Source organism: Magnetofaba australis IT-1, assembly GCF_002109495.1.
Taxonomy (GTDB): domain Bacteria; phylum Pseudomonadota; class Magnetococcia; order Magnetococcales; family Magnetococcaceae; genus Magnetofaba; species Magnetofaba australis.
In genome coordinates, this window is the sequence record NZ_LVJN01000015.1 from 420,500 (window position 1) to 446,645 (window position 26,146).

At 60.8% G+C, this 26,146-nt stretch carries 19 protein-coding genes, 1 tRNA gene and 1 other RNA gene; 10 read left to right on the top strand and 11 right to left on the bottom strand.

Annotation, left to right across the window (positions count from 1 at the left end; translation table 11 throughout):
- Positions 1-178 precede the first annotated feature (178 nt).
- Positions 179-594, bottom strand: an RNA gene (rnpB, locus tag MAIT1_RS04160) — RNase P RNA component class A.
- Positions 595-687: 93 nt separating this feature from the next.
- A complete protein-coding gene (locus MAIT1_RS04165) occupies positions 688-1,137 on the bottom strand; it encodes a hypothetical protein (protein ID WP_085441010.1) in 450 nt (149 codons plus the stop codon).
- 552 nt (positions 1,138-1,689) lie between these two features.
- Between MAIT1_RS04165 and MAIT1_RS04170 the strand changes: the two genes are divergently transcribed.
- On the top strand, positions 1,690-2,505 hold the full coding sequence (locus tag MAIT1_RS04170) for a hypothetical protein (protein WP_085441012.1): 816 nt from the start codon (positions 1,690-1,692) through the stop codon (positions 2,503-2,505).
- Positions 2,506-2,955: 450 nt separating this feature from the next.
- On the opposite strand, the gene MAIT1_RS04175 is transcribed toward MAIT1_RS04170, so the two are convergent.
- The 4 genes from MAIT1_RS04175 to MAIT1_RS04190 all read right to left on the bottom strand — a co-directional run bounded on the left by MAIT1_RS04175 (position 2,956) and on the right by MAIT1_RS04190 (position 8,255).
- Positions 2,956-4,560, bottom strand: coding sequence for a SpoIIE family protein phosphatase (locus MAIT1_RS04175; RefSeq protein ID WP_085441014.1), 1,605 nt, complete (start codon positions 4,558-4,560; stop codon positions 2,956-2,958).
- A 114-nt stretch (positions 4,561-4,674) separates the two neighbouring features.
- Complete coding sequence (locus tag MAIT1_RS04180; RefSeq protein WP_143814643.1) at positions 4,675-6,603, bottom strand: ATP-binding protein; 1,929 nt, start codon at positions 6,601-6,603, stop codon at positions 4,675-4,677.
- 87 nt (positions 6,604-6,690) lie between these two features.
- On the bottom strand, positions 6,691-7,605 hold the full coding sequence (locus MAIT1_RS04185; RefSeq protein ID WP_085441017.1) for a TIGR02285 family protein: 915 nt from the start codon (positions 7,603-7,605) through the stop codon (positions 6,691-6,693).
- Between the two features lie 119 nt (positions 7,606-7,724).
- On the bottom strand, positions 7,725-8,255 hold the full coding sequence (locus MAIT1_RS04190) for an alpha/beta hydrolase (protein WP_085441019.1): 531 nt from the start codon (positions 8,253-8,255) through the stop codon (positions 7,725-7,727).
- A 269-nt stretch (positions 8,256-8,524) separates the two neighbouring features.
- Here MAIT1_RS04190 and rsgA point away from each other — a divergent pair, with 269 nt between their 5' ends.
- Positions 8,525-9,580, top strand: coding sequence for a ribosome small subunit-dependent GTPase A (gene rsgA, locus MAIT1_RS04195; RefSeq protein ID WP_085441021.1), 1,056 nt, complete (start codon positions 8,525-8,527; stop codon positions 9,578-9,580).
- Between the two features lie 294 nt (positions 9,581-9,874).
- Positions 9,875-10,282 carry a secondary thiamine-phosphate synthase enzyme YjbQ gene (locus MAIT1_RS04200; RefSeq protein WP_085441022.1) on the top strand — a complete coding sequence of 136 codons (408 nt, stop codon included), beginning with the start codon at positions 9,875-9,877 and terminating at the stop codon, positions 10,280-10,282.
- Between the two features lie 286 nt (positions 10,283-10,568).
- Here MAIT1_RS04200 and MAIT1_RS04205 read toward each other — a convergent pair whose 3' ends face one another.
- A complete protein-coding gene (locus MAIT1_RS04205; protein WP_085441024.1) occupies positions 10,569-11,207 on the bottom strand; it encodes a Rieske 2Fe-2S domain-containing protein in 639 nt (212 codons plus the stop codon).
- Between the two features lie 492 nt (positions 11,208-11,699).
- Here MAIT1_RS04205 and MAIT1_RS04210 point away from each other — a divergent pair, with 492 nt between their 5' ends.
- The 5 genes from MAIT1_RS04210 to MAIT1_RS04230 all read left to right on the top strand — a co-directional run bounded on the left by MAIT1_RS04210 (position 11,700) and on the right by MAIT1_RS04230 (position 17,906).
- Complete coding sequence (locus MAIT1_RS04210; RefSeq protein WP_085441026.1) at positions 11,700-12,149, top strand: GatB/YqeY domain-containing protein; 450 nt, start codon at positions 11,700-11,702, stop codon at positions 12,147-12,149.
- An 82-nt stretch (positions 12,150-12,231) separates the two neighbouring features.
- On the top strand, positions 12,232-14,142 hold the full coding sequence (dnaG, locus tag MAIT1_RS04215; RefSeq protein WP_085441028.1) for a DNA primase: 1,911 nt from the start codon (positions 12,232-12,234) through the stop codon (positions 14,140-14,142).
- Between the two features lie 128 nt (positions 14,143-14,270).
- Positions 14,271-16,334, top strand: a complete 2,064-nt coding sequence (gene rpoD, locus MAIT1_RS04220) for an RNA polymerase sigma factor RpoD (RefSeq protein ID WP_143814644.1) — start codon at positions 14,271-14,273, stop codon at positions 16,332-16,334.
- A gap of 15 nt (positions 16,335-16,349) precedes the next feature.
- Positions 16,350-16,425 (top strand) — tRNA-Ile (locus tag MAIT1_RS04225).
- A gap of 266 nt (positions 16,426-16,691) precedes the next feature.
- Positions 16,692-17,906 carry a tyrosine-type recombinase/integrase gene (locus MAIT1_RS04230; protein WP_085441030.1) on the top strand — a complete coding sequence of 405 codons (1,215 nt, stop codon included), beginning with the start codon at positions 16,692-16,694 and terminating at the stop codon, positions 17,904-17,906.
- A gap of 279 nt (positions 17,907-18,185) precedes the next feature.
- Here the strand turns inward: MAIT1_RS04230 and MAIT1_RS04235 are convergent, their stop codons facing one another.
- On the bottom strand, positions 18,186-19,169 hold the full coding sequence (locus MAIT1_RS04235) for an IS3 family transposase (protein WP_198947790.1): 984 nt from the start codon (positions 19,167-19,169) through the stop codon (positions 18,186-18,188).
- Positions 19,170-19,180: 11 nt separating this feature from the next.
- Positions 19,181-19,483 carry a transposase gene (locus tag MAIT1_RS04240; RefSeq protein ID WP_085440078.1) on the bottom strand — a complete coding sequence of 101 codons (303 nt, stop codon included), beginning with the start codon at positions 19,481-19,483 and terminating at the stop codon, positions 19,181-19,183.
- A 78-nt stretch (positions 19,484-19,561) separates the two neighbouring features.
- On the opposite strand from MAIT1_RS04240, the gene MAIT1_RS21450 reads away from it, so the two are divergent.
- Complete coding sequence (locus MAIT1_RS21450; protein ID WP_143814645.1) at positions 19,562-20,224, top strand: hypothetical protein; 663 nt, start codon at positions 19,562-19,564, stop codon at positions 20,222-20,224.
- 495 nt (positions 20,225-20,719) lie between these two features.
- On the opposite strand, the gene istB is transcribed toward MAIT1_RS21450, so the two are convergent.
- Positions 20,720-21,520 (bottom strand): IS21-like element helper ATPase IstB, encoded by an 801-nt coding sequence (gene istB / locus MAIT1_RS04250; protein WP_085439986.1) that lies wholly within the window; start codon positions 21,518-21,520, stop codon positions 20,720-20,722.
- Complete coding sequence (gene istA, locus MAIT1_RS04255; RefSeq protein WP_143814646.1) at positions 21,517-23,016, bottom strand: IS21 family transposase; 1,500 nt, start codon at positions 23,014-23,016, stop codon at positions 21,517-21,519. Before istA ends, istB begins: the two co-directional genes overlap by 4 nt.
- Before the next feature lie 452 nt (positions 23,017-23,468).
- On the opposite strand from istA, the gene MAIT1_RS04260 reads away from it, so the two are divergent.
- Positions 23,469-26,129, top strand: a complete 2,661-nt coding sequence (locus MAIT1_RS04260; RefSeq protein ID WP_085441034.1) for a PAS domain S-box protein — start codon at positions 23,469-23,471, stop codon at positions 26,127-26,129.
- The last annotated feature ends 17 nt before the right edge of the window (positions 26,130-26,146 follow it).

Here is a 26,146-nt window from a genome sequence, read left to right on the forward strand (position 1 = left end):
CCGGTGAGCGCTGCGCTTTATTATAAAAGTGACCTGAAACAAGACCCACGCCGGATGAGCGTCCCATATTCGGGGCGTCGGGCGCTGCTGTCAAGGCGGCGGGGGCTGTCTGCGCAGCAAAAAACGCGATTCATTCGCTTGATGTGGGCTTTGGCGGGGGAGGTGGATGCGCGCCGTGGGACGCGGCGGGCCTGTAAGCCGGGTTCTGGTCCCCGCGTCTTTCCCACAGGGGGCGGGGCGACGATCATTCATCTAGGGCGACCCTTGCGGGCCGTCTCCAGCAGCCTACCCGGGATCAGCGGACGAATCCGCGTCTCCCCTATTTGGCCTTGCTCCGGGCGGGGCTTGCCGTGCCGCGCCTGTTGCCAGGACGCGCGGTGCGCTCTTACCGCACCCTTTCACCCTTACCGCAGCTCCCCAGTAACGACCGGGGGCGGTGCGGCGGTTTGCTCTCTGTGGCGCTTTCCCTGGGATTGCTCCCGCCGGGGGTTACCCGGCGCCCTGTCTTAAAGCGACAAACTGGGAGCCCGGACTTTGCCTCCCGTCCTGGTGACTGCGAGCAGTCCCGGGACCAGCGATCGTCCGGCCCACCGCGCGTGTCCGACGCGCATCCGGCGCCAGTATGTCATAAACCCCCGGTTGCGCCCAGAGTTGATGCGCTCTCAAGTCACAACTCCATGGGGATCTTCAGTCGGCGCGGAACTGGGCGTGGCAGGCGGCGCAGTTGGCCAGGGCTTGGGCGGCCACCTCGGCGATATCGGCCATGTCGTCGGTTTCGGCGCGGATGACGATCTCTTCAAACAGCATATGGGTGGGCGCGCCGAGCTGTTTGAACTCCATGGGGAGTTTGTCGCGCAGCGATTGCGGCGTGGCGCGCGCCATGCGGTTGCCGGAGTAGCGCGCCGCTTCGATGATGGCGGTGCGATCCTCGGTGGCGATGCCTTGCATGACGCCCTGGATGCTGATGAGCATTTGGCGCATTTCGGAGAGAAACTGCGCCCGCTCCGACGTGGTCATGTGCAGGTGAACGCGGGGGTCCGGGTCGGGCTCGGCGGCGGGGTTGGCCTGGGTGGGCGGCGAGGCGAGCCACGCGAGGAGAGTCAAGGCGAGCCAGGCGGTTTTTCTCTGGATGGGCATATTTGTCTCCGTATGAATTGACGCAATAATCGAAGTGTCATGTGAAGTGCTTTGTAAGCGCAAGGGGCTGGCGTTTGGCGCAGCGGAAAAGTGTGTGCGGGAAAGCGGTCGAACTGGCGATATTTGAGGGGGCCTCCGGCTGGCCGGAGGCGGGGTCTGGGGGCCGCTGCCCCCAGCGGGGTTTGGGGCGGAGCCCCAAGGTTTGGCCGTTGTCGTTTCCCCATTGAAGAGGGTGCGGCGCCAGAAGGACGCTGGATAAGAAGCACCGAGCATGGGGCATGCAAGGAGGCTGTCGGGGAAACGGCGGGTGAGCAGGCGCGCAGCGCCGTCGTCCGCAGGACGGCGAACTGCCCTAAAAGTTGGAGCGTGGGAAAGTCAAAAAGTGTGTGCGGGCGCATGACATTCGGTGCGTCCCCCTGGGATATCGATTCATTTCCAGATGGGCAAGTTGATGAGTGGGGATGATATCTGTCCATGACTTTTGGTATGCTGATAGACATAGCGATATCCCCATGCGGTCTACAAGCCCGCTGATATAAAGGCTATTTGTATATGATGATGCGTGATCCTGATGTCTTTGGCGAAGAGTTTGTTCTGTGCTGGCTCGCAGCGGCGAGGAGTCTTCAAGAGCATGGCGATGGCGAATCTCTCAATTGGATTAAAGACGATCTACACGCTCCTTTTCTTGAACACCTCTCTTTTCGTCTGGGGAACCAACTGTTCTTTATTCGTCTTGAGGATGTCGATCAACGCTTGCAAATTCCGGGTGATCCCATTGGGTTGAACTACATTGCCGAGAGTTGCAATGGCGTCGCGTGCCTGATGCCGATGCGGCTCCGTGAGGGAGAGTGGACGCCGCAAGCGCCCGGGTGGGGGTTGCTGGACGCCAAGAGTGGCCGCAGCTTCGACCCGGTCATGTTGGTGAGCGATGAAGAGATCGAAATGACCGACTGGGAGCTGCATGATTTCGCTGTGCAGGTGACGCGCGCTCGTGTGACAGAGAAACTGAAGCGCCCTATTCAATACTATAATGGCGACCCTGGGATTGCGCCGTCAGTCATCTTTGAAGGCGAAAGCGGTCCGGAGTGGATTGTTGTCGGCGCGGCGCGTCATCCACAACGCGTGGCCGATAAGCCGGAACAGATTGACGAGATCATCGCCCATTGCAAAAACATTGGCGATGTTGGCTATTTTGCTTCGGTCCCGGTGATCAGCGCCAATGACGGTATATTCGATCCGGCGCGGGCGTCAGTGCCTTTATGGCGCGGCCATGGTTTGCGCTACGGTTTTGCAGGGCTGGAACTGCTGTGGAAGAAGCGGGATCACCCTCTGGCCATGATGCGACGGATGTTGCTGAAGCGGCCATAATGGCCCGTTCGCAGCTCTTTGTGAAATTGCATGAGGGGGTTCTGGGGGAGTTCCGGGGAGGCTCATTTAATTCTTTGAATCTGATGCCACCAAAGAGACGCCTGCTTCTTTGCGCAAACACTTTTTAACTTTCCCTGGCGTCGAGTCTTACTGCATTCGCTCCTGTCGGCTGCGCCGACAGATCGCTCACCGCCGCTTCCCCGTTTGCCTTCCGTGCAGGCTCCCCGTTTCGCGCTTCGCTTTCAATCCACTCCCGGCTCGGTCTCCCTTGCCGGGGAAACGGCTTGAAGAGATAAGACCTTGGGGCTTTGCCCCAAACCCCATGAGGGCGCCGCCCTCAACCCGCTTAAGGGGCGCAGCCCCTTAAGAATCCCGCCGCCGACCAGTCGGCGGCCAATAGTCAGCGCTAGCTCGCACTGTGTCACGCAGACACTTTTACTCTTTGCCGGTTCACATCCGCCAGCCTATTACGCTCACATCATCCCGCCGCTTTTGCTCGCCCTGATACGCAACCAACGCCTGCTCCAACCGCTCCGCCTGCTCCGCCATGGGCAGCGTATGAATCTCCAGCAGCAGCTCCCGCAGACGCTTCTTGCCGAACATGCGCTGTTTTGCGCCGCCAATCTGGTCGGTCAATCCATCAGACGTCATGTAGAAGCGCAACCCCGGCTGCAACTCCACGCGATTGGCCGCAAACGCCTGATCCGCCGCCATGCCCCGATAGCCAATCCCGCTCTTGGTCCCCTTGATCACCCGCAGCGCGCCGTCGTCGATCGCATACAACTCAAACCGGGCCCCTACGAAGGTCATGCGCGAGCCGCCGGCGGCGATCAAACACGCCCCCAACTCCAAACCATCGTCGGATTCCCCCTGCTCGCCATGCTGCCGCAGCGTCATCTGCACCAGGCAGTGCAGGCGCGTGATCAGCGCCGCAAGATCTCCCTGGGGAACGTCATGTTTGGCCCGTTGCATCGCGCCGGTGGCGATGAGGGTCATGAATGCGCCAGGCACGCCGTGGCCGGTGCAGTCGCCCAGAATGATCAGCGTCTCATCGCCCCACGTCTCGACCCAATAGAGATCCCCGCCCACCACGTCGCGCGGTCGCCACAGAATGAAGTGGTCGGCCAGACGCTGCTGCAACAGGGCGGCGTCGGGCAGCACAGAACGCTGAATGTGCGATGCATAGTCGATGGAGCTGCGGATCAACGCATACGCTTCGCCCAATTCGCGGGTGCGCGCCGCCACCATCCCTTCCAGATTTTTGGCGTAGTCGGCCAGCTCCGCGTTCTGCTTGAGGATGGTCTGATTGAAGTGATTGATCTGGTCGGCGAAGTACTCCAACTCCAGGGATTCGAATAGATCCGCATCAATGTGGGCATGATCCTTGGCGCTGGCGCGCAGGTCCACCATCAGCTGCTCAAGAGGCTGTTTGACGGTGGCGTCGATGACCCGGAACAGCGCGAAGGTGATGGCGCTCAGGGCGATCAGGAAGCCGATGCACAGGATGTAGATCGCGCCCAGGGACATGCCCATGTACTGTTCCATGTCGACCTGGAAATCCAGCGCCGCCAGCACCGCGTTGGGCTCGATATGGTGGCAACTGGCGCAGTCCAGCGGGCCATCCTGCGTGGCGCGCAGCGGAAAGATGATGCGCATTTTATGGTCGTCGGCAAACAGGCCGGGCAGAATCACCTCTGGCAGTCCCGTGGCGAAGGCGCGGGCGATGTGCGGATCATTTTTCAGCGCCGCCTGTTCGGGCAGACCGAACTGCTCGCTCATGCTGGCGTGACGGATGATGGTGAACGCTTCAATGCCGTTGATGGCGTCGGCCTGCTGAATCAGCTCCTCCTTGTTGGTGAAGGTGCCCGAGAGCATCAGCGAGGAGAGCCCGGCGTGGATGGAGTGGGCCAGAGTGAGCCCCTTGTCGGTCATGGCGCTCTGAATCAGGGTGCGGAAGTTCAGCGCCGTCACCGCCACCATGCTCACGGTGAACAAAAACGAGATCAGAATGATCCATTTGACCGCAATGGTCTTGATGCTGGGCTTGCGGGACATGCGCCCCTCCACTCAGAGTGGGGTCCGCAACTGTGCGGAGCGCTTGGAGTGTTTGCGCTTAGCGTTGATTTTGCGCTTTTAATACGCTGACGTCCAGTGTGAGGGCGCGGGTGGTTATGCAGGCGGCAGGGCGGTTTGCAAGGTGCTGGAGGGGGTGTCGGTCTCGGCGAGTTTATCGGACCAGCGTTGCAGCGCTTCCAGCAGCTCGCGTTTGCGAATGGGTTTGGTCAGGTGCTCGTCGCAACCGACCTCCAGACTGAACTCGCGGTCCCGCTCCAGGGCGTGGGCGGTGAGCGCGATCACCGGGGTGCGCGGGGCGTTGCGCTCCTTCTGAATGGCGCGAATGGCGCGGGTGGCGCCGTAGCCGTCCAGCACCGGCATCTGAATGTCCATCAGCACCAGATCGAAGCCGCCATCCTCGGCGTAGCGATCCACCGCCTCGCGGCCATTCTCCACCATCACCAGATCATGCGGCGTATTGCGCAAAAAGGTCTGAATCAGCATGCGGTTGTCAGCGTTGTCCTCGGCCAGCAGCAGGCGCATGGGCGACGCGGGCTGCGGCGTGGGGGCGGGCGTCGGCTCACTCACGGCGGGCAGTGGCAGGATCAGATGAAAATGGCTGCCCTGGTCCGGTTCGCTGAGCAGTTGAATGGCGCCGCCCATCAGGTGGGTCAGGTGGCGGGTGATGCTGAGCCCCAGCCCGCTGCCGCCATGGCGGCGGGTCAAGGCGCTATCGCCCTGGGTGAAGGGTTCGAAGATGCGCGCCTGCTGATGCGGGTCGATGCCGGGGCCAGTGTCGATCACCTGCAGATGGATGCCGCCGCGTTGGTTGGCCGCCGGGTGCAGGCGCAGCGTCACCGCGCCCTGCTGGGTGAACTTGACCCCATTGCCCACCAGGTGGATGAGAATCTGGCGCAAACGCGCGCCATCCCCCATCACCTGTTCGGGCAGCTCGTCGCTGCTCTCCAGGTGCAGGGCCACGCCTTTTTCGTCAGCGTGCTGAGCAAACAGATTCAGCGTTTCGCGGGCGATGGCAAGGGGATTGAACGGGGCGGGCTTGAGCATCAGAGCGCCGGACTCCAGGCGCGACAGGTCGAGGATATTGTCCACCAGTTCCAGCAGGGCGTTGCCCGCCTGCTGCACCCGCGCCAGCTTCTCGGTGTCATCAGGGTTTTCGCACTGTTCGTAGAGCAGGTCGGTCAGGCCGATCACCACATTCATGGGGGTGCGGATCTCATGGCTGACCATGGCCAGGAACTCGGACTTGGCCTGGTTGGCGTCCTGCGCCTGCTCCACGGCGGTGAGCAGCGCGCTCTCGAGCTTCTTGCGCTGTTGCAGATGCGCCTGACTGGCGTCCAAAAAGGCGTTGCCGCAAGTGGTGAGTTGGCCCAGTTCATCATAGCGATGGCGCGGCAGCTCCGGCAGACGATCGCCGTTCATGTGCGCCGGGTCGATATTGGACCACGTATTCACCATATCGGTGAGCGGACGCGCCAGCAGCCGTTGAAACGCCACAAACAGCAGCAGCGCCAGCAAGAGATTGCGCAGAATGCCGGAGATCAGAATCACCCCGGCGCGGCCAAAGAAGTCGCGAAACGCCACGTCGCGATCCACCACAATGCGCAGGGAGCCATATTGGCGTGATGGATTCTCTTTGGCGTGCAGGGTGACGGCGTAGCGGGAGAGGTGGGTGGTGAACTGTTGCGTGAGCCAACGAGTGCGGCTGTTTTGATCCGGTCGCTCGGTTTTGGCCAGCACCGTGTTGAGGTCGGTGACCAGTTCGGCGGAGCGAATGAAGGGGTAGCGCAGCAGTCCGGCGACAATCTGTTGCGCCGTGAGGTCATCCAAACGCTGCGCAGTCGGCGTGGCGGCATAGGCGGCGACGGTGAGAATCTGCTCGATCTCCGCATCCAGCGCGCGCGCTTCGCGATCAAAGTCCAACCACACCTGGAACGCGCCCATGACGAGGCCCAGCAGCAGCGCCAGCACCATGCCGATGCGCGCCAGTCGCATGGACAGGCTCTCTTGAATCCAAGGGGACACGGGCGTCTCGCTTACAAAGGGTCAGCGCTCAGGCGCTTAGAACGGCGTCGCTGAATATTCAACCATCGAATGGTTCACTGGACAAGTTTATTCCCCTGACGTTGCGGGTTGCTCTGTGTTTGTCCCGGCGGGCGACGCGGGAGCGAAAATGCTCTGAACCAGCGCGTCATACGTCGATGCCGCCTGTTCGTCCAGCGTCCCTTTATAGGGGCCGTAGAGTGTCGGCGTGGCGCGCAGTGTCATGAGGATAGGGTTGATTTTCGCCATCACTGCTTCGCCCCAGGGGGATTTGACGCAGGCGACGTAGTTGAGAGTGTAGGGCGGCGACTCGGCGATGGGCAGGGTGATGAAGCGCTGCGATAGGGACATCTGCTTTTGCGCATGGGTCAACTCAAAGCTGAAGGCGACGGTGTAGTCGATGCGCCGATTATCCAGCATCACCAGCAGATCCTGGAACACCTCATTACTGTAGGAGGGCAGGCTGTTGCGCGGGGTGGCGTGGGCGCCGATTACCGCATCGATGCCGCCGCCATAGGCGCGGCCCTGAGCGAATCCCAGGGTCATGGGAGCCTGGTCCAGCAACGCCTGCAGACGCACGCGGCCTTGATCGTCGCTCCAGGGCGCAAAGCGGTCGCGGTCCCGCGCGCGGATCACCAGACGCCCGGGCAGCACCGCCAGATAGGGTTTGGAGAACAGCAGCGTGCGGGCGCGCTCGGGACGTTTGAACATGCTCACGGCGCAGGCGCGTTGGCCGCTCTGCATGGTTCGCACCATGCGCTTGAGGTTGGCGATTTCGGCGACGTGTTCATAACCGGGCAGGCGTTGTATGAGCGCCTGTTCCACCCGATCCAGCGATCCCTGGCCCCTCTGCGGCCCGGAGACGATGAACACCGGCGGGTAGTCCGGGTGCAGCCAGGTGAGTTGATCCGCCGCCTGGGCGCTGGCGCGGTGTGGCGACATGAGCGCGAGGCACAGCAGGAGCAGCCAGAGTGGACGCAGCATGGTGGTGATCCTGTGGCGGCGGTTAGGGGAGCAGGGATGATTACCGTTTTCGTGAAGTTTCTCCGATTCTCCCACAAAACAGGAGGTTGTGAGAACTGGAAAGCGTGGCGTGGGGTGTTTTACTCGCTTACGGCGCTGGCCTGCGCATGGTCGGCGGCGACGCGCTGGAGCAGTTGCGCAAACAGCATTTCAATCTGCGTCATGCTGGCCAGCAGGCGGTGGCCGTCGGGCAGCACGCACAGGGGGGCGGCGTGGGCGAAAGCGTAGGCGGTGACGTTCTGTACTGGCGCGATCTCATCCATCCAGCCGTGGACGATCTGCAGATGGTCGGCGCAGGGTTGCGGGTCGGGATCGGCATAACCGGGCAGGCCGATGGCGGGCGCCAGCAGCAGCATACCCTGGGGGCGCAGCGAGGCCGAGGCGACGGCGCTCACATAGCCGCCCATGCTGGAGCCCACCAGAACCAACGGGCGTGGTGCGTTGTCGGCGGCGGCGAGCAGGCGCGCCACACGCCCCTCGGGGTCGTTGCGCTGATCGCGGTAGTCGATGGACTCCGTGGTGAAGCCCAACTGGGTCGCCACGCGGGTCAGCGCCAGGATCTTCTCTCCTGCGGGATGGGCCTCTTTGCCGTGGGAGAAGATGACATGCATGGCGCCGGGTCCCGATTACGTGGTGTGGGTTCTGGGGCGAAAATCGCTCCAGATCGGATGCGGTGTGTGGTACTGTTTCACTGTTTATTGGTCAATGATAGGAGCTTTTTTGAAACGCATGGAGCTTGAGTCCTTCCGGGCGGCCTGACGGCCCGGTCTGGACGCGATCCCACATTCCGACTGGTCCCTCCGGTCCGCCCGGCTCTGTTCGCCGGGCTTGGTGATTGAAGCCCGATCCCTCTTGTGCAAGACAGATCGAGGTTCAAGCGATGACGCATGCGCTTTTTTCGACTTCCCAAATGGGCTTTGGCCCCTTTTTTCAGCAACAACTCTCGCTGGATGAGTTCGACGCCGCCACGCCCGCGCGGGTGACCGCGCGCGATGGGTTGATTCTGCAACTCATCACGCCCAGCGGCTTTCAGCGCCTGACGCTGCCCGGCGGCTGGCGGGCGCTGCCCGTCGACGAGCAGCCGGTGGTGGGCGACTGGCTGCTGCTGGATGCGGCGGGCGTTGCGCAGCGACTGCTGGAACGCAGCAGCTTTCTGGCGCGCCGCGCCGCCGGTCATGGGCATCATCTGCAACCCATGGCGGCCAATCTCTCCACCCTGTTTATCGTCACCTCGTGCAATCAGGATTTTAACCCCTCGCGGCTGGAGCGCTATCTTACCCTGGCGCAGGAGGGCGGCGCAGCGCCGGTGATTGTGCTGACCAAGGCGGATCTGCTGGAGAATCCGGCGGATCTGCTGCGACAGGCGCAGCGGTTGGCCCCGGGGCTGATCGCGCTGGCGTTGGACGCCCGCCAAACCGAGGCGCGCACTCTGCTGGCGCCGTGGTTGGGGGAGGGTGAAACGGTGGCGTTTGTGGGCTCCTCCGGGGTGGGCAAATCCACCCTCATTAACACTCTGCGTGGCGAGGCGGCGCAGGCCACCGGGGCGATCCGTGAAGACGACGCCCATGGGCGACACACCACCACCAGTCGCCAATTGTTGCCGCTGGAGGGCGGCGCCTGGCTGCTGGATACGCCAGGCATGCGCGAGTTGCGGGTGGAGGCGTCCGACGCCGGATTGGAGGCGGTGTTTGCCGACGTCGCCGCGTTGGCGGAGCGGTGCCGCTTCCGCGATTGCGGGCATCAGCAGGACGACGGCTGTGCGGTGCGCGCGGCGGTGGATGATGGCGAGATCGATGTGCGGCGGCTGGAGAATTTTCTCAAGCTGCAGCGCGAGCAGGGGTATCTGCGCGAGTCGGCGCATGAGAGTCGCGACCGCCAGCGCAAATTCTCCAAAATGGTCAATTCCGCCAAAGTGACCAAGTTCGGCAGGAGGTAGGTGGGGCGTCGTGGCGCGCGGTGGGGGGATTCCCGTCGCCGCGCGCCAACGCATTCCCGTCTCGACTGAACGGCCAATGTCTGCGTGACGCAGGTTCGGCTCGCGCTGACTATTGGCCGCCGACTGGTCGGCGGCGGGGTCTGGGGCCTGCGGCCCCAGCGGGGCGTGGGGCGGCGCCCCACGGTGTGGCTTTTGATGTTTGGGAGCTCGAGGGCGAAGCCCTCGATATCTTATTGCTTTCCAATGTTCACTTCTGAATGCTAACGCCTATATGAGAACAGAACTGGAGAGACAATGCGCTATCAATTGCATATCGCTACGCAGGCGCGGGAAGAGCTGATCGACATCACCGCACAGGTGGCCGACTGCGTCAAACGCTGCGGGGTCAAAGATGGCTTGGTGAGCGTCTACGCCCAGGGCGCTACGGGGGCGATCATGATTCAGGAGAATTGGGATGATAGCGTGCAGCGGGATGTGGTCAATCTGCTGCGCCAGATGATCCCCCAAGGGGTGTGGCTGCATGACCAGCAGGATGGCAACGGCGACGCCCACCTGAAGGCGGGGCTGGTGGGTCCGTCGGAGACTATACCGCTGATTGACGGCGCGTTGGGGTTGTCGCGTTGGCAGAACATCTTCTTCTGTGAATTCGACGGACCACGGGCGCAGCGCCCCATTGTGTGCACGATTCTGGCGGATCGCTAAAACGCAGAGCGCGCGCGGGGCGAAGAGTTCGCCCCGCGCGCTATAGCGAGTCAAAACCAAAACTGCACAGAACGGCCAGTGTTTGCGTGATGGAGGTTCAGCTTGCGCTGACTATTGGCCGCCGACTAGTCGGCGGCGGGGTCTGGGGTCCGCGACCCCAGCGGGGTGTGGGGCGGCGCCCCACGGTGTGGTAGTTGGTCTTGGGAGCTTGAGGGCAAAGCCCTCGATATCTTTCATTCCCAATACGCAAACTGTCCGATTCTGATTTCAACTGACAATATTCTCCTTAGCCGGTCACCACCACCTGGCCGTCGCGCACTTCGGCGGGAACTTCGCGCAGGCTGGGCTTGCCTGCGGGGTCGGGGCCGACGCATTTGCCGGAGGCCAGATCAAACACCCAGTTGTGGATGCGGCACTCGACCTGCTCGCCATGGTCGATGCCTTTGCACAGGCTGGTGCGGGCGTGGGAGCAGTGGTTGTCATACACCTTCACGCTGGTCTCGTCAGGGCGATAGACGATGACGTCGCCGGTGGCGCGGGAGACGCACTGCATCTTCTTGATGGGGAAGTCGGTCAGCGCGCCCAGCACCGGGTCGGCGGCGGGGGCGGGCTCGGCGTCGGGAACTTCCGGCAGCAATTCCAGCTCATTCAACACCACAATGGCGTCCAGCACCTTGTTCAGACCGGCGGCGGGGAAGGCCATCAGCACGGCGTCGAGGATCTCCTCCTTGGTGGCCCCGGCTTTGAGCGCCTTGGGCGCATACTGACGCAGACCGCGCTCGGTGCCGACGCTGATCTTGGTGACGATCTGGATCAGGTGGCGGGTTTTGTCGTCGAGGGCCTGCACGCTGTGTTTGTAGAAGCCCAGCAGATTGGTGGCCGCCTCGGGGCGGGTCGCGGCCAGATAGCGCAAAGCTTTGGACATCGGATTCTGTCTCCATGAGGGGGACCGGCGCACGCGGCGCGCGCTGGCGCAAATTTTGGGTCACACGCATTGGTACGCTGTGTGGGGCGGGATTTCAAGGGGTGCTGACGCTCTCCGCTCCATGATCCAAATCCCGTGTCAAGCAATTTTTGGGAACTAATCGATTTTGTTCCTTGACAAAGTCAAGGTCAGACAACAGAATCCCGCTTCCAAATCCGACTGGCTTCTTATTCATAAGCCCGTTCGGACCACGCCAGGGATTCAGGCTGGGGAGACCATCGCGCAAGAGCCGGTTACGCGCCGCGCTCACACCGCATCCACAGGAGCCGCATCAGCCTAACCCCGTTGCATCGCCGCATGTGACTGACCCGCTGACGTCCTCCTCTTTCGGTCGCGCCCCCCAGAAAATTGATTGACGACATTGCGCCGTTTCCTGGCCAGTCGTCGTCGTCAGCCAAAATTGGAATAAGCCAGAGTTGGATTGAGAGATTTATGACGATTTCCCAACGCATCTCCGATGATCTGAAAACCGCCATGCGCGCCAAGGACAGCGCTCGCACCGGCGCCCTGCGCATGCTGCGCGCGGCGATCCTCAATGAGGAGAAGTCCGGCGGCAAAGCGATGACGGAAGCCGACGCCATTCGCGTGGTGCGCGCGCAGATCAAGCAGCGTCGCGACTCCGCAGAGGCGTTCCGCAACGCCGGCCGCGAAGAGTCCGCCGACAAGGAGCTGGGCGAGATCGCGGTGCTGGAAGAGTATCTGCCGCCAGCCCTCTCCGAAGAGCAGATGAGCGCCATCGTCGACGCCGCCATCGCCGCCGCCGGGGCAGCCTCCATCAAGGAGATGGGCAAGGTGATGGGCCAGCTCAAAGGCTCGGTGCCGGAAGGGGCCGATATGGGCGCCCTGTCGGCGCTGGTGAAAAAGCGTCTGGCGGGCGCGTAAGACACTGTGTCCCCCTCTTCGGGGGCGGATGGCGCGCGCCTGGCGGGAGTTGTTGCGCACACTATCCGGTTAAGAGGGGCATATGGCGCGATTCGATGACAACTTCCTGTTGGCCCTGCGCGAGCGGGTGGACCTGGTGGCGGTCATCGAGCGCGTCACGCCGCTGAAAAAACGCGGCGCCAACTGGTTGGGACTCTGCCCGTTCCACCAGGAGAAATCCCCCTCATTCAATGTGCGGCCCGATAAGGGCTTCTATAAATGCTTCGGTTGCGGCGCCCACGGCGACGCCATCGACTTTGTCATGCAGGCGCGGGGATTGCCGTTCCCGGAGGCGGTGGAGGCGCTGGCCATGGAGGCGGGGATGCCCCTGCCGGAGCCGGACCAGCCCAACCCGCAGCGCGATCGCGAACGCCAGGAGCGCGACCGTCTGCTGCTGCTGCTGGCCGAGGCCAAAGGCTACTTTCGCCGCCAACTGCACGAACCGGCGGGGGAGCGCGCGCGGCGCTATCTGCACGGGCGCGGGCTGTCGGCGGACACCATAGCGCGGTTTGAGATCGGTTATGCGCCGCCGGGCTGGCGCAATCTGCTGGATCGTTTGGGCGGCGGAGAAGCGGCGGTTGTCGCGTTGGAGCAAGCAGGGCTGGTGGTGCGCAAGGAGGAGGGCAACGTCTACGACCGCTTCCGCGACCGCATCATCTTCCCCATCCACGACCAGCGCGGGCGCTGCGTAGGGTTTGGCGGGCGGTTGTTGGGCGACGGCAAGCCCAAGTACATCAACTCGCCGGAGACGCGGCTGTACAGCAAGAGCGAGATTCTGTACGGCATGAATATCGCCCAGGAGCAGTTGGCGCGCCATCCGCGCCTGCTGGTCACCGAAGGGTATATGGACGCCATCGCCATCGCCGAGCGCGGCGTGCTGCCGGTGACCGCCACCCTGGGCACGGCAGTGACTGAACAGCATATGCGGCTGATCTGGAGCCGCGCCAAGCAGGTGGTGTTCTGCTTCGATGGCGACAACGCCGGACGCAAGGCCGCCTGGCGCGCCCTGGAGCGGGTGATGGATGGCCTGCAGGCCGATCGTCATGCGCGCTTTCTGTTTCTGCCCGAGGGCGAGGATCCCGACTCGCTGGTGCGGCGCGAGGGCGAAGCGGCGTTTATGACGCGGCTGGATGACGCCGATACGCCGGTGGATCTGCTGGTGCGGGGGCTGGCCGAGGATCTGGATCTGGCGGCGCCGGAGGGGCGCGCGGCGCTCAGTCACCGGGCGCGGCCTCTGCTGGAGCAGGTGGCCGATCCGCTGCTGCGCGAATTGATGGCCGAGGAGTTGGGCGCGCGTCTGGGCGGTTTAACCGCCGGGCAGGTGCTGCGCGGCGAGCGCGCCCAGCGCAGCGGCGGCTGGCCAGATCGTTCAGGCGGCGGACGCGGGGCGTGGCGCGACCGACCCGCAGGCGGCGGGCGTGGGGAGTGGCGTGATCGGAATCAAAGCGGCGCGCCCATGGGGCAGCCCCCTCAATGGCGTCGACGCGACAGCGCGCAGGGCGCCGATGGCGGGCGCGATCACGATCAGGCGCTCATGGGGCTGCTGCTCAAACACCCCCGTTTGACGCTGGAGCATGAAGAGGATTTGGCCAAGCTGCGGTTGAAAAATCCTCAACTTCAGCAGCTTTTGACCGAACTGTTGGAGAGGGGCTTTCATCGCGATCCCGCCGATGAGGGGCCCTGGTCCTTCGACGGCATGGACGATGCGCTGCGCCAGTTGGCCAAGCGCATAACGCAAAACGAAGAGGCGGAGTTGGAGTCGCAAGCCTCGGAGTTGCGCGGTTGCCTGCTCACCATGATCGAGCGCGGCATCCAGCGGGAGTACGACCAGCTCATGGCTGGACTGGCCCACGCGGCCAACGACCAGGTCAACGCCATGATGAGTCGTATGAGCGTGCTCAAGCAGGAGATCACCAGCCTGCAACAGCGCCGTGGAGATGGACGCTACCTGTAGTGTAGGGCGGCGCGCCCAACCGGATTAATTGACGATTTGGCGTGACGGCGTTGCGATCTCTTCGCTTCGACGTCGCCAGGAAAGCTTGTTAGATGCTCATGACCGACAGCCAACGGAACGCCAGAAACATGTCCCAGGAAGAGACCAAGCTTGACCACATGAAACAGCTCATTGCGCGCGGCAAGGAGCGGGGATTTCTGACCTACGATGAGGTCAATGACGTGCTGCCGGAGGACATCAGCTCCGGCGATCAGATCGAAGACGTCATGGGCGTGCTCGACGGCATGGGCATCAATTTGGTGGAGTCCGATGACGACGATGAGACGCCGCGCAAGAGCGGCGGGCGCCCGCGTTCGAGCAGTTTGGGCGATCTGGAGGAGATCTCCAGCGACGATGATGAAAGCGAAGATGACAACTTCGAAGAGGGCGGCTCCGGGCGCAGCGAGTCGGGCATCGAAGATATCGACCTGGGCAAGACCGACGATCCGGTGCGCATGTACCTGCGGGAGATGGGCTCGGTGGAGCTGCTCACCCGCGAAGGCGAAATCGCCATCGCCAAGCGCATTGAAGAGGGCTGCAATGAGGTGATTGCGGCCATCTGCGATGCGCCCTGCACCTTCCAGGAGATCATGGGGCTGGCCGACAAACTGCGTTTGGGCGAGGTCTCCTTGCGCGACGTGTTGGATATCTCCACGCCCCAGGATGGTGAAGAGGGCGAGGTCTCCGACGACGAGAGCAACGACGACGATGACGACGAGAACGAAGAGAGCGCCGAAGATCAGAACGAGGATGATGACGATTACGACGCCATAGACGACGAAGATGGCGACGAGTCGAACAAAAAGGTCGCCGCCAAAGCCAGCGAAACGAGCGCGCCCCAGGCCGAAGGGCAGGAGGCCAGCGCCAGCGCCAGCGAAAGCGACAACGAGAGCGATAACGAACAGTTCCGCGAACTGCTGGAGCAGACCCAGGCCACGTTCGACGCGGTGGCCGCCGAATACGCCAAGTTGCAGGAGATTCATGAGCCGTTGGTGGCGGCGCAACTGGCTGGCGACAAAAAGAAAGAGACCAAACTCCAGAAGGAGTATGACGAGCATAAGGCCGCCATGGTGGATATGGTCGCCTCCATCAAATTCTCGCCGCGTCAGCGCGAGCGCTTGGTGGATCGCATCAAACTGCTGGTTTCTCTGGTGCGCGAACAGGAGCAGAAGATCGTCTTCATCGCCGAACGCTGTGGCGTGGACAAGGGCGCCTTTGTCGAGGCGTTCAAAGGCAATGAGGGCAATGAAGAGTGGATTGAGGGTTACGCCAGCGCCAAACAGGCCGGGTGGAAGCGGTTCTACGCCCGCGCCGATGAGGTTCGTGCGGCCATGGCGCGCATCCATGAGGTGGAGCTGGAGGCCGGGCAGAACGTCACCGACCTGAAGCGCAGTCAGAAGGTGGTGCTGGATGGCGAGCGTAAGGCCAGTCAAGCCAAGAAGGAGATGGTGGAGGCCAACCTGCGCCTGGTGATCTCCATCGCCAAAAAGTACACCAACCGCGGTTTGCAGTTCCTCGACCTGATTCAGGAGGGCAACATCGGCCTGATGAAGGCGGTGGACAAGTTCGAATGGCGGCGCGGGTATAAATTCTCCACCTACGCCACCTGGTGGATCCGTCAGGCCATCACCCGCTCCATCGCCGACCAGGCGCGCACCATCCGCATTCCGGTGCACATGATTGAGACCATCAACAAGCTGGTGCGCACCAGCCGTCAGATGGTGCAGGAGATGGGTCGCGAGCCGACTCCCGAAGAGATCGCCGAGCGCATGAGCATGAGCCTGGAGAAGGTGCGCAAAGTGCTCAAAATCGCCAAGGAGCCGATCTCCCTGGAGACCCCGGTGGGCGATGAAGAGGATTCGCATCTGGGCGATTTCATCGAAGACAAGTCGATGCTCTCGCCGTCGGATCTGGCCATCATGGCCAACCTGCGCGACACCACCGGGCGGGTGCTCAAGACCCTCACTGGACGCGAAGAGAATGTGCTGCGCATGCGCTTTGGCATCGGCCTGCCCACCGACCACACACTGGAAGAGGTGGGTAAGAAGTTCCATGTGACCCGTGAGCGGATTCGTCAAATTGAGGCCAAGGCTCTGCGCAAGTTGCGCCACCCCACGCGTTCGCGTAAATTGCGCAGCTTCCTGGAGTCCTAAGCGGCCTCCAGAAGCGGGCCTATAGCTCAGCGGTCAGAGCCGCCGGCTCATAACCGGTCGGTCCCAGGTTCGAATCCTGGTGGGCCCACCAAATTCTGATCCAACCCCGTCCAGGGGAGTCCTGAAAGCCAGCGGAAACGCTGGCTTTTCTCTTTTCTGTTGTCTATTCTTGTCCAAGCCAGTCCAGCCAAATCTGGGGGCATGTGGGGGCATTTCTGGGGGAATCTTGAGATTCTGATTAAACAGATGCCCCCAGTCTGGCAAAGCCTCCTGAATTCCAGAGAGTTCTGGAATTTTCGGGTGTTCCGGCGATATCGGAACCGAACCGAGGACCGTAGCGCAAAGAGAGGTGTTCAGATGCCGCTGACAGACACGGAAATTCGCCGGGTCAAGGCCGAAGGAAAGACTCTCAAGCTGACAGATGGTGGGGGCATGTATCTGGAGGTGTCCCCAACTGGCCGCAAGTGGTGGCGTCTGAAGTACCGCTTTGGCGGCAAAGAGAAGCGTCTTGCCTTGGGCGTCTACCCGGACGTGACGCTCAAGGCGGCGCGACAGAAGCGGGGTGACGCGCGGCGTCTGTTGGCGGATGGCGTCGATCCGGGCCAGCATCGCAAAGCCCAGAAGGCCGCCGCCATCGCCGATGAGCAGGGGGCCTTTGAGACGGTAGCGATGGAGTGGTACGCCAAACACGCGCCGAACTGGACAGATTCCAACGCCAAACGTCTGCTGAGTCTGTTCAAGCGGGATATCTTCCCCTGGATCGGCGCGCGGCCTATCGGGGAGATTACGCCGCCTGAACTGCTGAAGGTATTGCGGCGCATTGAAAGCCGTGGCGCGGTGGAGACCGCGCACCGGGCGCGCGCCAATTGCGGGCAGGTATTCCGCTATGCTGTGGCCATTGGTTTGGCGGAACGTGACCCCACTGGAGATCTGAAGGGGGCGCTTCCGCCGGTCAAATCCAAGCGCATGGCCACGATCATCGACCCTAAAATGATTGGCGAACTGTTGCGGGATATCGACCGCTATGAAGGGTCATTCATCACCCGTTGCGCGCTGAAATTGGCCCCGCTGACGTTTGCCCGTCCAGGGGAGTTGCGTCACGCCGAATGGTCCGAGATTGGCATAGAGGCCAAAGAGTGGCGTATCCCGGCAGGCAAGATGAAAGCGCGCGAGATGCACATTGTGCCCCTGAGCCGCCAGGCGCTGGAAATTCTGGCCGAGATCAAGCCGCTTACTGGCAACGGGCGGTATGTGTTTCCTGGCGTCCGTAGCGCCGCGCGTCCCATGTCTGAGAATACGGTGTTGGCGGCGCTGCGCCGTCTGGGATATGAGAAAGGCCAAATGACCGGCCATGGATTCCGCGCCATGGCGTCCACCCGGCTCAATGAGATGGGCTGGCCCGCCGATGTGATTGAACGCCAGTTGGCTCACGCGGAACGCAACGAGGTGCGCGCCGCCTACAACCACGCCCAGCACTTGGCTGAACGGGTGAAGATGATGCAGGCGTGGGCGGACTATCTGGACGCGCTGCGCGACGGCGCCGACATTTTGCCATTCAAGCGTCAGGCTTGATCCGAAAGCCCGGCCTACCGCGACGGCGGGAAAAGGCGGTTCCTCACCGCCCTGGCCGGGCTCATCTTTGAGGGCGCATGAGGGTGCGCAATGTCCATTTTCCCAGAAGATGCGCCTGAGCGGGGAATGAGAATTGACCTGTTTAGTAAACTATTCATGCGAGAGACCAAAGCGGAGCGTAGAAAAGTAGCCGACTGGCTTAATATGGTAGAACTTTACGAAGGGTTGGTTTGTGCTGGTTCAGCGGAAACATGACAACCGTCTAAACCAAAATATCAGTTAGCTGTTCGCCTTTTCAGCCATTTTTTGGGATGGCTGAAAAGACTGCTTTTGGTGCGTCGTCCGACGCCGTTCTCTGGCCGCCTCAAGCTTTTCATCTCGTTCGGCCAGGATCTGCACATGCCGCCCTTCCAGGCGATCCTGTGGGGTGACGTAGTCGATGGCGCTATGGAGCCGCCGGGTGTTGTAATGCTCGACGTACTTTCCCACAACCCGTTGGGCATCTTCCAGCGATAATGGCGTCTGAGGCCGAATGCACTCACGCTTCAAACTACCGTGAAAACGCTCCAGTTTTCCGTTGCTCTGCGGATAGTAAGGCGAAGTCCTCACATGCGTCATGCCGGATTCCCGGATGAACGCCTTAAAATCGTTGGCAACGAACTGCGGCCCATTGTCTGAGATCAGCCGCGGCTTAGCTTCCGGATAGGCCTCCTGAGCTCGGAGCAGGACCACTTCAACCTCATCTTCCTTCATCGACTCACGAATCTCCCAGTGGAGGATAAACCTGCTACATCCATCCAGGACACTGCACAGATAGTAGAACGTCCCCTGGATATTCAGATAGGAGATGTCCACATGCCAGTGTTTATGCGGCTCCGAAGGCTGTTTGAACCCTGTGCCCTTCTGCGAGGGCGATGGGCTCCAACGACGCATCAGCCCGGCAGTTCTGAGCACACGCAGCACTGAAGAGGGGCTGACCGCCACCACGCCTGCATCCAGCATCATGTAGGTCAGGCGCCGATAGCCCTCTGACGGATGTTCATGGAAAAAGGCGACAATCGCTTCCCTTTCCCAATCGTCCAGCCAAAAATCTCGGGGAATACGGCCATTGTGGTCATTAACCATTCCATAGCGCTTGCGCCATGAATAGAACTTGCCCCTTTGCACGCCTATCCAGTTGATAATTCGGCTCGTGTCGATTTCGCTCTTGTCTGACCAAAACGCCACGAAATCCACCACCGAATCCCGTATGTCCGGCTCCACCCAGCAGCCGTTCAGCTCACCCCAAGACTTTTTTTTAGCGCAACATGCGCCTCAAGAAGCTCAGACATAACTTCATTTTTGGTTGCCAACTTCGCTTCTAGTTCGGCAATCTGTCGGTCACAAGCCTTTTGGCCGCGTTTGTCAGACAAGGCCGCTTCGCCGTTCTCAAACAAAGCCTTTTGCCAGCGATAGTACTGGCTGGGCTGAATGCCCGCCTCGTCGCACAGATCCGAGAGAACCACCTTCTCGACCAGGTGACGGCGCACATAGCCTACCTTCTGCTCAGCCGTAAATCTCCGCTTCTTCCGTTCCATACAAACCTCCGCTTATTATCTACACATTATAAACGGCTTGTTTGTCATTTTCCAACTGAACCGAAACAGGTTTGCTTTGTGTACGTTGCTGACGTAGGAGAGGTCGAAGTAGAAGGTGTAGAGTTTCATGTGGAAGATGATGAGCTATTTATCCGTTATTCAAGTCTCGGCCCACCTCTTGGAAAACCTAAAGACCGCAAAATTGACACCGCCCTTGAAGAAAATATCTTGCATGTCTGCATTAGAAGCTCTCTTGAAAGAAATCTGAACGCAGAACGCATGACGTTACCAAGATTTATCAAGAACCTATTTACAGAAAGAACCCCTGACCCAACTTATCATCCAGATGAAAAAATCTACTGTCTTTCTCCAGACCAGTCTGAATGCGATCGATTGTGGGATAACTTTGCCCATACTGATCCAGATAAAAGCTCTATCGACACAATGCAAGCTCAACATGATAACCAAGGAGATAAAGCTCTAAGCTACATCGCTTCACATATTATGTTTGATGATCCACGCCACGGGAAAACGCGGCGGCATAAAGAGCGCGTTAGGGCCGTGGCGGAAGTCCTTTGGAGACAAGACCCCAACATGACCATTTCAGCCATGGCGGATGATGCCCACATTCTTGAAGTCGCATGCGAAGGAAAAATTTACAGCAAGGAAACCATTCGCGACTGGGTGAAAGATTTGAATCCCACAGGGGGCAAAGGGGGACGCCCGAAGAAAGCGACGTAATATCCAGGCTCCCCCGCATCCAACCGAGAAACCTATTTTCTCCTACGAGACAGGAATTTTTCTCTCCAACAACCCGCGCTACGTTTGCCTCACTGTCCAACCCCGGACGGTGAGGCGCAGGAGCGAAGAAACCCGGCCTTCATCGTCCTACTTGATGGAGGTGAAACATGCTGACCCCTTCCCCCATGGCCCTTGCACGCTCTTTTGAAGCGCCTGTCCTGCCCAAAGAGGGCTATGTGTCAATGGCGCCCGAAAAATGCAGCACCATGGCGCCGCAATAATGCATCACTTGGGCATTGGTTGGGCGCGTAGCGCACAACGGGGTTTGCCGTTTTCCTTTGTCTTTAAAAAAACGAACAAAAACATCTTTTCAACACACTTGAGATTCAGAATGAGGGAGAGGCGGCAGACCTGTGGGAAACGTGTTTTCGTTTTCCACAGGGATAGCGGAGCGTCCGCCTCTCCCGGAGCCGCAAGTGGGCAGGATCGCCAGTTTCAGGAAGGGTCGGTTTTGCTATTTGAGCAGGAAGCTTTTGTTTCTGCAGCGCGCTTTTGCCGTTTGCTTTGATTCAGTCGATAGCTTTCGCCGTTCATCTCCAGGATGTGGACATGATGGGTCAACCGATCCAGCAGGGCGCCGGTGAGGCGCTCGGAGCCGAAGACCTCCGTCCACTCCTCGAACGGCAGGTTGCTGGTCACCATCACTGAACCCTGCTCATAGCGCTGGCTGATCACCTCAAAGAGCAGCTCAGCCCCCGTTTTGGAGAGTGGGACGAAGCCCAATTCGTCGATGATCAACAGCTTGTGTTTACTCAACTGACTCTGGAAACGCTGCAGCCGCTTTTCGTCGCGCGCCTCCATCAACTGGTGTACCAGCGACGCAGCAGTGGTGAAGCCAACCGCCAACCCCTGCTGACAGGCGGCCAGGCCCAATCCCAACGCAATATGGGTTTTCCCGGTTCCGCTGTTGCCCAAGGCGATGATATTGGCTCGGCGCTGAATGTATTCGCAACGCGCCAGCTCCATCACCAGAACCTTGTTCAATGAGGGCATGGCCAGGAAATCAAAGGAGTCCAGGCTCTTGATGGTGGGAAACCGGGCTTGTTTGATACGTCGCTCCACCATGCGCCGCTCCCGCTCAATCAACTCCAGTTCGCTCAGTCGCAGCAGGTATCGGCTATGATCAACGCCTTCCGCCGCGCACTGTTTGGCGATCTTTTCATATTCTCGATAAAATGTGGGCAGTTTGAGCGCTTTGAGGTGGTGCGCCAGGAGGATCTGCGGAGAGTCGTTCATCGCTGCTCTCCTGACGTCAACGCGGCGTAATCCCTGGCGGATGTACGCGCCACATGCACTTCGGGCAAAAAGGGATATCGGGACAGATCCAAACGGAGCGGACGTTGTTCAATGTGCCGGATCAGCAGATGTTTGACCGCCTCAAAGCCAATGGCGCCCAACTTCAACGCCTGTTGCACGGCAAAATGGACCTGTTCAAAGGAGAACGTCTCCAATAGGCGCAGAACCTGAATATATTCCCGCTTGCCCTTTTTACCCAGGCGGGACTCCATCAGACGGCGCAAGGTGGCGAACTCATCTGGCAGTTCCCATCCTTGCAACGGGGCGGCTTGATCCAGCGCCCTGGGTTTCTCCTCCAGCAGCGCCAGATAGTGCAAGGGGTCATAGATGGCGTCCTCACGCGCATAGGAGCGTGGATGCCGGGCAATCACCTCAGCGCCACAGGCGATCACCACTTCGTGGATGTAGCCCCGCACCTGCACATCGTGAAAGCCATAACGCACCGGAACCGAATAGTCATTGGTTCGATAGCGCACCAGCGCCTGGGATGTGACCTTGGCGCTCACCTTCTCGCAAGCGTCGTAGGGAATTGGCGGCAGCGGCAGGAACGCCGCCTGGTCTGTGGAAAATCGTTCTCCGATACTCCGCTGACAGCCTCGCAATGTCTGTTGACGACGCTCCAGGCATTTCTGGCGCAGGTGAGCGTTGAGCGCATCAAACGATTCAAAGCGGGGAGCCGGGACCATGAAGTTGCGTCGGGCGTAGCCGACCAGCCCCTCGACCTTGCCTTTGTCGTTACCTCGCGCCGGGCGGCCAAAGCGGCTATCGAACAGGTAATGGGATTGCAGCCGGATCATCTCTTCGGTCAGATCTCGGCGACCATCCCGGTAAACTTTGACCACGGCGATGCTGGTGTTGTCGTACAGAATGCTTTGGGGAACGCCGCCGAAGTGATCACAGGCGGCGTTATGCCCCGCACAAAACGCTTCCGTGGTTTCCGCGGGGAAGCCCATAACGAAGCTGTCGTCGCTGTAGGGCAGACTCATACAGAAAAAGTGGATCTTGCGCTCCACGCCGCCGATCACGCCGTGCGTTTGCCCAAAGTCCACCTGGGCGTGTCCGGGCGCATGGCTGAGGGGAACAAACTTCTCTTTCAGATGCAGACGCTTGCCGCGCACATACTCCTTGACCGCGCCATATTTCCCGTCGTAGCCGTATTCATCGCACAGCCGTTCATATATCCGCTGCGCGGTGTGGCGCTCCTTCTTGATCTTCTCCAGATCGTTCTTGAGAATCTGATCTATGAACCCGGTGAACGGCCCCAGTTTGGGCAATCTGACCGGCTTGCTCCGCTGGTAGCCTGGCGGCTCAGGGTTCTCCATCATTTTGCGCACCGTGCGCGGATCCAGCTCAAAGGCCTCCGCCGCCTTGCGCTTGCTCATCCCGCCTCTGGTTACCGCCAAACGCACTTCTCTGTACATGCTCACTGAATACATCCTCCCACCCCCTGACCCGGAAACTCTATGACTGAGTTTTCTGAGTTAGAGAGCTTTTTCTGGTGTGGGATTTTTGGACCGCCATTTTTGGACGATCCAAGCTGTTTCAGTGATGCATTTTTACGGCGCCATTCTCATTATGCTCGAGGCGAGTTGGATCGGCGGACCTATCTGCGCCAATTGAGCGATCTGCAACAGCGCTAACGCGCGACGGCGCAACCCGTGAATTCGTTGGGTGAGATTCCCTGTGCGCTTGTTGGTTGGGAGTGGAATAGCGCAACACAACAGAGTCGGGTGGCGGAGAAAACTTTATTCCTACCGCGCCAGACCAAAGAGGGAAGCGGGTTGCGCGCGCAGCGGGCGAGACCAGAGGGCTTGCGCTTGTGCTGTCAGAGCCTGTAAACTCTGATGGCGCCAACAAAATTGCGTCGCGTCGTTGTGAGGGTCGCCATGTGCTGATCTCTTTTTTCCGTTTCTATTTGCCGTTTCTGGCCTTGGTGATCGCCGGAGCGTTGTACGCCTACCACGGCGAACAGACGCGCGAGGTGGATCGCGTCGTCGCCGAGGAGCGGGTGCGGCTGGACAGCGCCACAGCCGCCCTGGAGCGAGAACTCATCGAAGTCGCGCGCGATGTTCAAGCTTTGGCGCGGTTGGTCTCTTTGCAGGATGCATTGGAGAACCCTTCCGCAGCCACGCGCGATCGTCTGGCGCAAGATCTGCTCGGGTTCGCCGCCAATAAGACCATCTACGAGCAACTGCGCTGGCTGGATGAGACCGGGCGCGAGGTGGTGCGCATCGATTTCGACGGACAACAGGCGCACCGGGTCGCCGACTCCGATCTGCAGCACAAGGGAGGGCGCTACTACTTCTCCGAGGCCATGGCGTTGCCCCAGGGGGCGCTCTACGCTTCGCCGCTGGACCTGAATGTGGAGCACCATCGGGTCGAGCGTCCCGATACCCCCATGATTCGCATTGGCGCGCCGCTGTTCAACGCTCGCGGTGAACGACGCGGCATCCTCCTGCTCAACTACCGCGCACAGCGTCTATTGGATCAGTTCACTGCGCGCACGCCGCCGGGCTTGGGCGCGGTGGCGCTGCTCAATCGCCCCGGCTACTGGCTGCAGGGCGGAACGCAGGAGCAGGCGTGGGCGTTCATGTTTGGCCGCGAAGAGAGCTTCGGGCGCAGCTTTCCCGCCGCGTGGCGACGCATCGCCGCCGAACAGGATGGGATGACCTCAGATCCCAACGGCCTGTTTGTGTTTCGCACCATCCACCCCATTCCCGCGCGGGTGCTGAACTCGACTCGCGACGCCTCCTACCCTTGGAAAGCGGTGTCGCATATTACGCCGCAGCAGATCGCCGGATTGGGGCGCCACGCCCGCGATAAGATCGGCTTCGCTACGCTGTTGCTGCTGCTCATCGGCGCGCTGGGCAGCGCTCTCTACGCGCTGGCGTGGCGCCGTCACGAGCGCAGCCACGCCCAGTTGCAGCAGGCCTATGCCAAACTCTCCCAGAGCCATCGGGACGCCCAGGCCAAGCAGGTGGCGCTCAGCGCGCTGGAGTTGCGCATCACCCAGTTGGCCAACAGCTCCTTAAACGGTCACTATATTTATGATTTCACCGTCGGCGCATTCACCTACATCAACTCCCGCTATAGCGAAATCACCGGCTACGATCTGGATGCGTTGAATATCGCCAGCGACGGCAATCCGCTGGAGTTGATCCACCCTGACGAGCGCGATGGCGCCCGCGCCCATTTGGCCGAGGTGCGCAGCCTGCCGCCGCACACGGCGTGTGAGCTGCGCTTTCGCCTGCGTCACGCTTTGGGCGATTGGATCTGGTGTCACGTGCGCGATGCGGTGTTGGAGTACGCCGCCGACGGACGCCCCAGCAGCATGGTGGGCTCTCTGTTGGAGGTGACCGAGAGCATGCGCAGCGAGTTGGCGTTGCGCGCCAGTCTGGCGCGGTTTCAGGCGATCTTCGATAACTCGGGGTTGGGCATTCTGGTCATCGACTGGGAGGGGCGCGTGGTGGAGCACAACACGCGCTTTGCGACGATGTTGGGGTATGCGCCGCAGTCGTTTGCGTGCGAAACCATCGACAGCCACACGCATCCCCAGGACGTTACGGCGCAAGCGGCGCTGTTTGCGCAGGCGCGGCGCGGCGGTGAGGATGTCTTCTCCTTGCGCAAGCGCTACATTTGCGCCGATGGCCAAATCTTATGGTGCCTGTTCTATATCTCTCTCATCGGCCTGACCGGGCAGGAGCGCAACGCCATCGGCATTGTGCAGGACATCAGCAATGAGGTGGCCCTGGAGGAGGAGAAGCAGCGCCAGAGCCAGATCCTGATTCAGCAGTCGAAGATGGCCGCCATGGGCGAGATGATCGGCGCCATTGCGCATCAATGGCGTCAGCCGTTGACCGCGGTGGGCATGGCGCTGTTCAACATCCGCGATGCGTATGCGTTTGATGAGTTGACTGAGGGGTATCTGGAGCAGCAGGTGGAGTCGGCGCAGGGACAGATTACCCAGATGTCGCAAACGATTGACGATTTCCGCAATTTCTTTGCCCCCTCCAAGGCCTCGCAGATATTTTGCGTGGTCAAAGCCGCGCAGCATGCGTTGGCGATTGTGCATCCCCAGTTGCACAACCACGATCTCAATTTGGCGCTGCGCGTTGGGCATAATGGGCGGATTGAGACCCTGACGGAGTTCGCGCGTGAACAGACGCTGGATATATCCTACACCGTGCAGGGATACCCCAATGAGTTTATCCATGTGGTTCTCAACTTGGTGATAAACGCCAAGGACGCCATTATGGAGCGCATTGAACGCCGCCAATTGGAGCCCGGCGAGGGCGCCATCACGCTGACCATCAGCGCCAGTCCCATTGAGGTGGCGGTGGTGGCCACCGACAATGGCGGAGGTTTGGATGACGCCATCATGGCGCGTCTTTTTGAGCCCTATTTTACCAATAAGGTTGAGGGCAAAGGCGCCGGCATCGGTCTTTACATGAGCAAAATGATTATTGAACAGAGCATGGGCGGGACGCTGATGGCGGCGAACCACGGGCCGGGCGCCGAGTTTACCATTCGTCTTCCGCGTGCGGAGTAGCGCAGCGTCGCGTGCGC

Bases quoted from the DNA above. Each gene is read 5' to 3' on its own strand.
- MAIT1_RS04165 (WP_085441010.1), bottom strand. From the start codon at position 1,137: ATGCCCATCCAGAGAAAAACCGCCTGGCTCGCCTTGACTCTCCTCGCG.
- MAIT1_RS04170 (WP_085441012.1), top strand. From the start codon at position 1,690: ATGATGATGCGTGATCCTGATGTCTTTGGCGAAGAGTTTGTTCTGTGC.
- MAIT1_RS04175 (WP_085441014.1), bottom strand. From the start codon at position 4,560: ATGTCCCGCAAGCCCAGCATCAAGACCATTGCGGTCAAATGGATCATT.
- MAIT1_RS04185 (WP_085441017.1), bottom strand. From the start codon at position 7,605: ATGCTGCGTCCACTCTGGCTGCTCCTGCTGTGCCTCGCGCTCATGTCG.
- MAIT1_RS04190 (WP_085441019.1), bottom strand. From the start codon at position 8,255: ATGCATGTCATCTTCTCCCACGGCAAAGAGGCCCATCCCGCAGGAGAG.
- rsgA (WP_085441021.1), top strand. From the start codon at position 8,525: ATGACGCATGCGCTTTTTTCGACTTCCCAAATGGGCTTTGGCCCCTTT.
- MAIT1_RS04200 (WP_085441022.1), top strand. From the start codon at position 9,875: ATGCGCTATCAATTGCATATCGCTACGCAGGCGCGGGAAGAGCTGATC.
- MAIT1_RS04205 (WP_085441024.1), bottom strand. From the start codon at position 11,207: ATGTCCAAAGCTTTGCGCTATCTGGCCGCGACCCGCCCCGAGGCGGCC.
- MAIT1_RS04210 (WP_085441026.1), top strand. From the start codon at position 11,700: ATGACGATTTCCCAACGCATCTCCGATGATCTGAAAACCGCCATGCGC.
- dnaG (WP_085441028.1), top strand. From the start codon at position 12,232: ATGGCGCGATTCGATGACAACTTCCTGTTGGCCCTGCGCGAGCGGGTG.
- rpoD (WP_143814644.1), top strand. From the start codon at position 14,271: ATGTCCCAGGAAGAGACCAAGCTTGACCACATGAAACAGCTCATTGCG.
- MAIT1_RS04230 (WP_085441030.1), top strand. From the start codon at position 16,692: ATGCCGCTGACAGACACGGAAATTCGCCGGGTCAAGGCCGAAGGAAAG.
- MAIT1_RS04240 (WP_085440078.1), bottom strand. From the start codon at position 19,483: ATGGAACGGAAGAAGCGGAGATTTACGGCTGAGCAGAAGGTAGGCTAT.
- istB (WP_085439986.1), bottom strand. From the start codon at position 21,520: ATGAACGACTCTCCGCAGATCCTCCTGGCGCACCACCTCAAAGCGCTC.
- istA (WP_143814646.1), bottom strand. From the start codon at position 23,016: ATGTATTCAGTGAGCATGTACAGAGAAGTGCGTTTGGCGGTAACCAGA.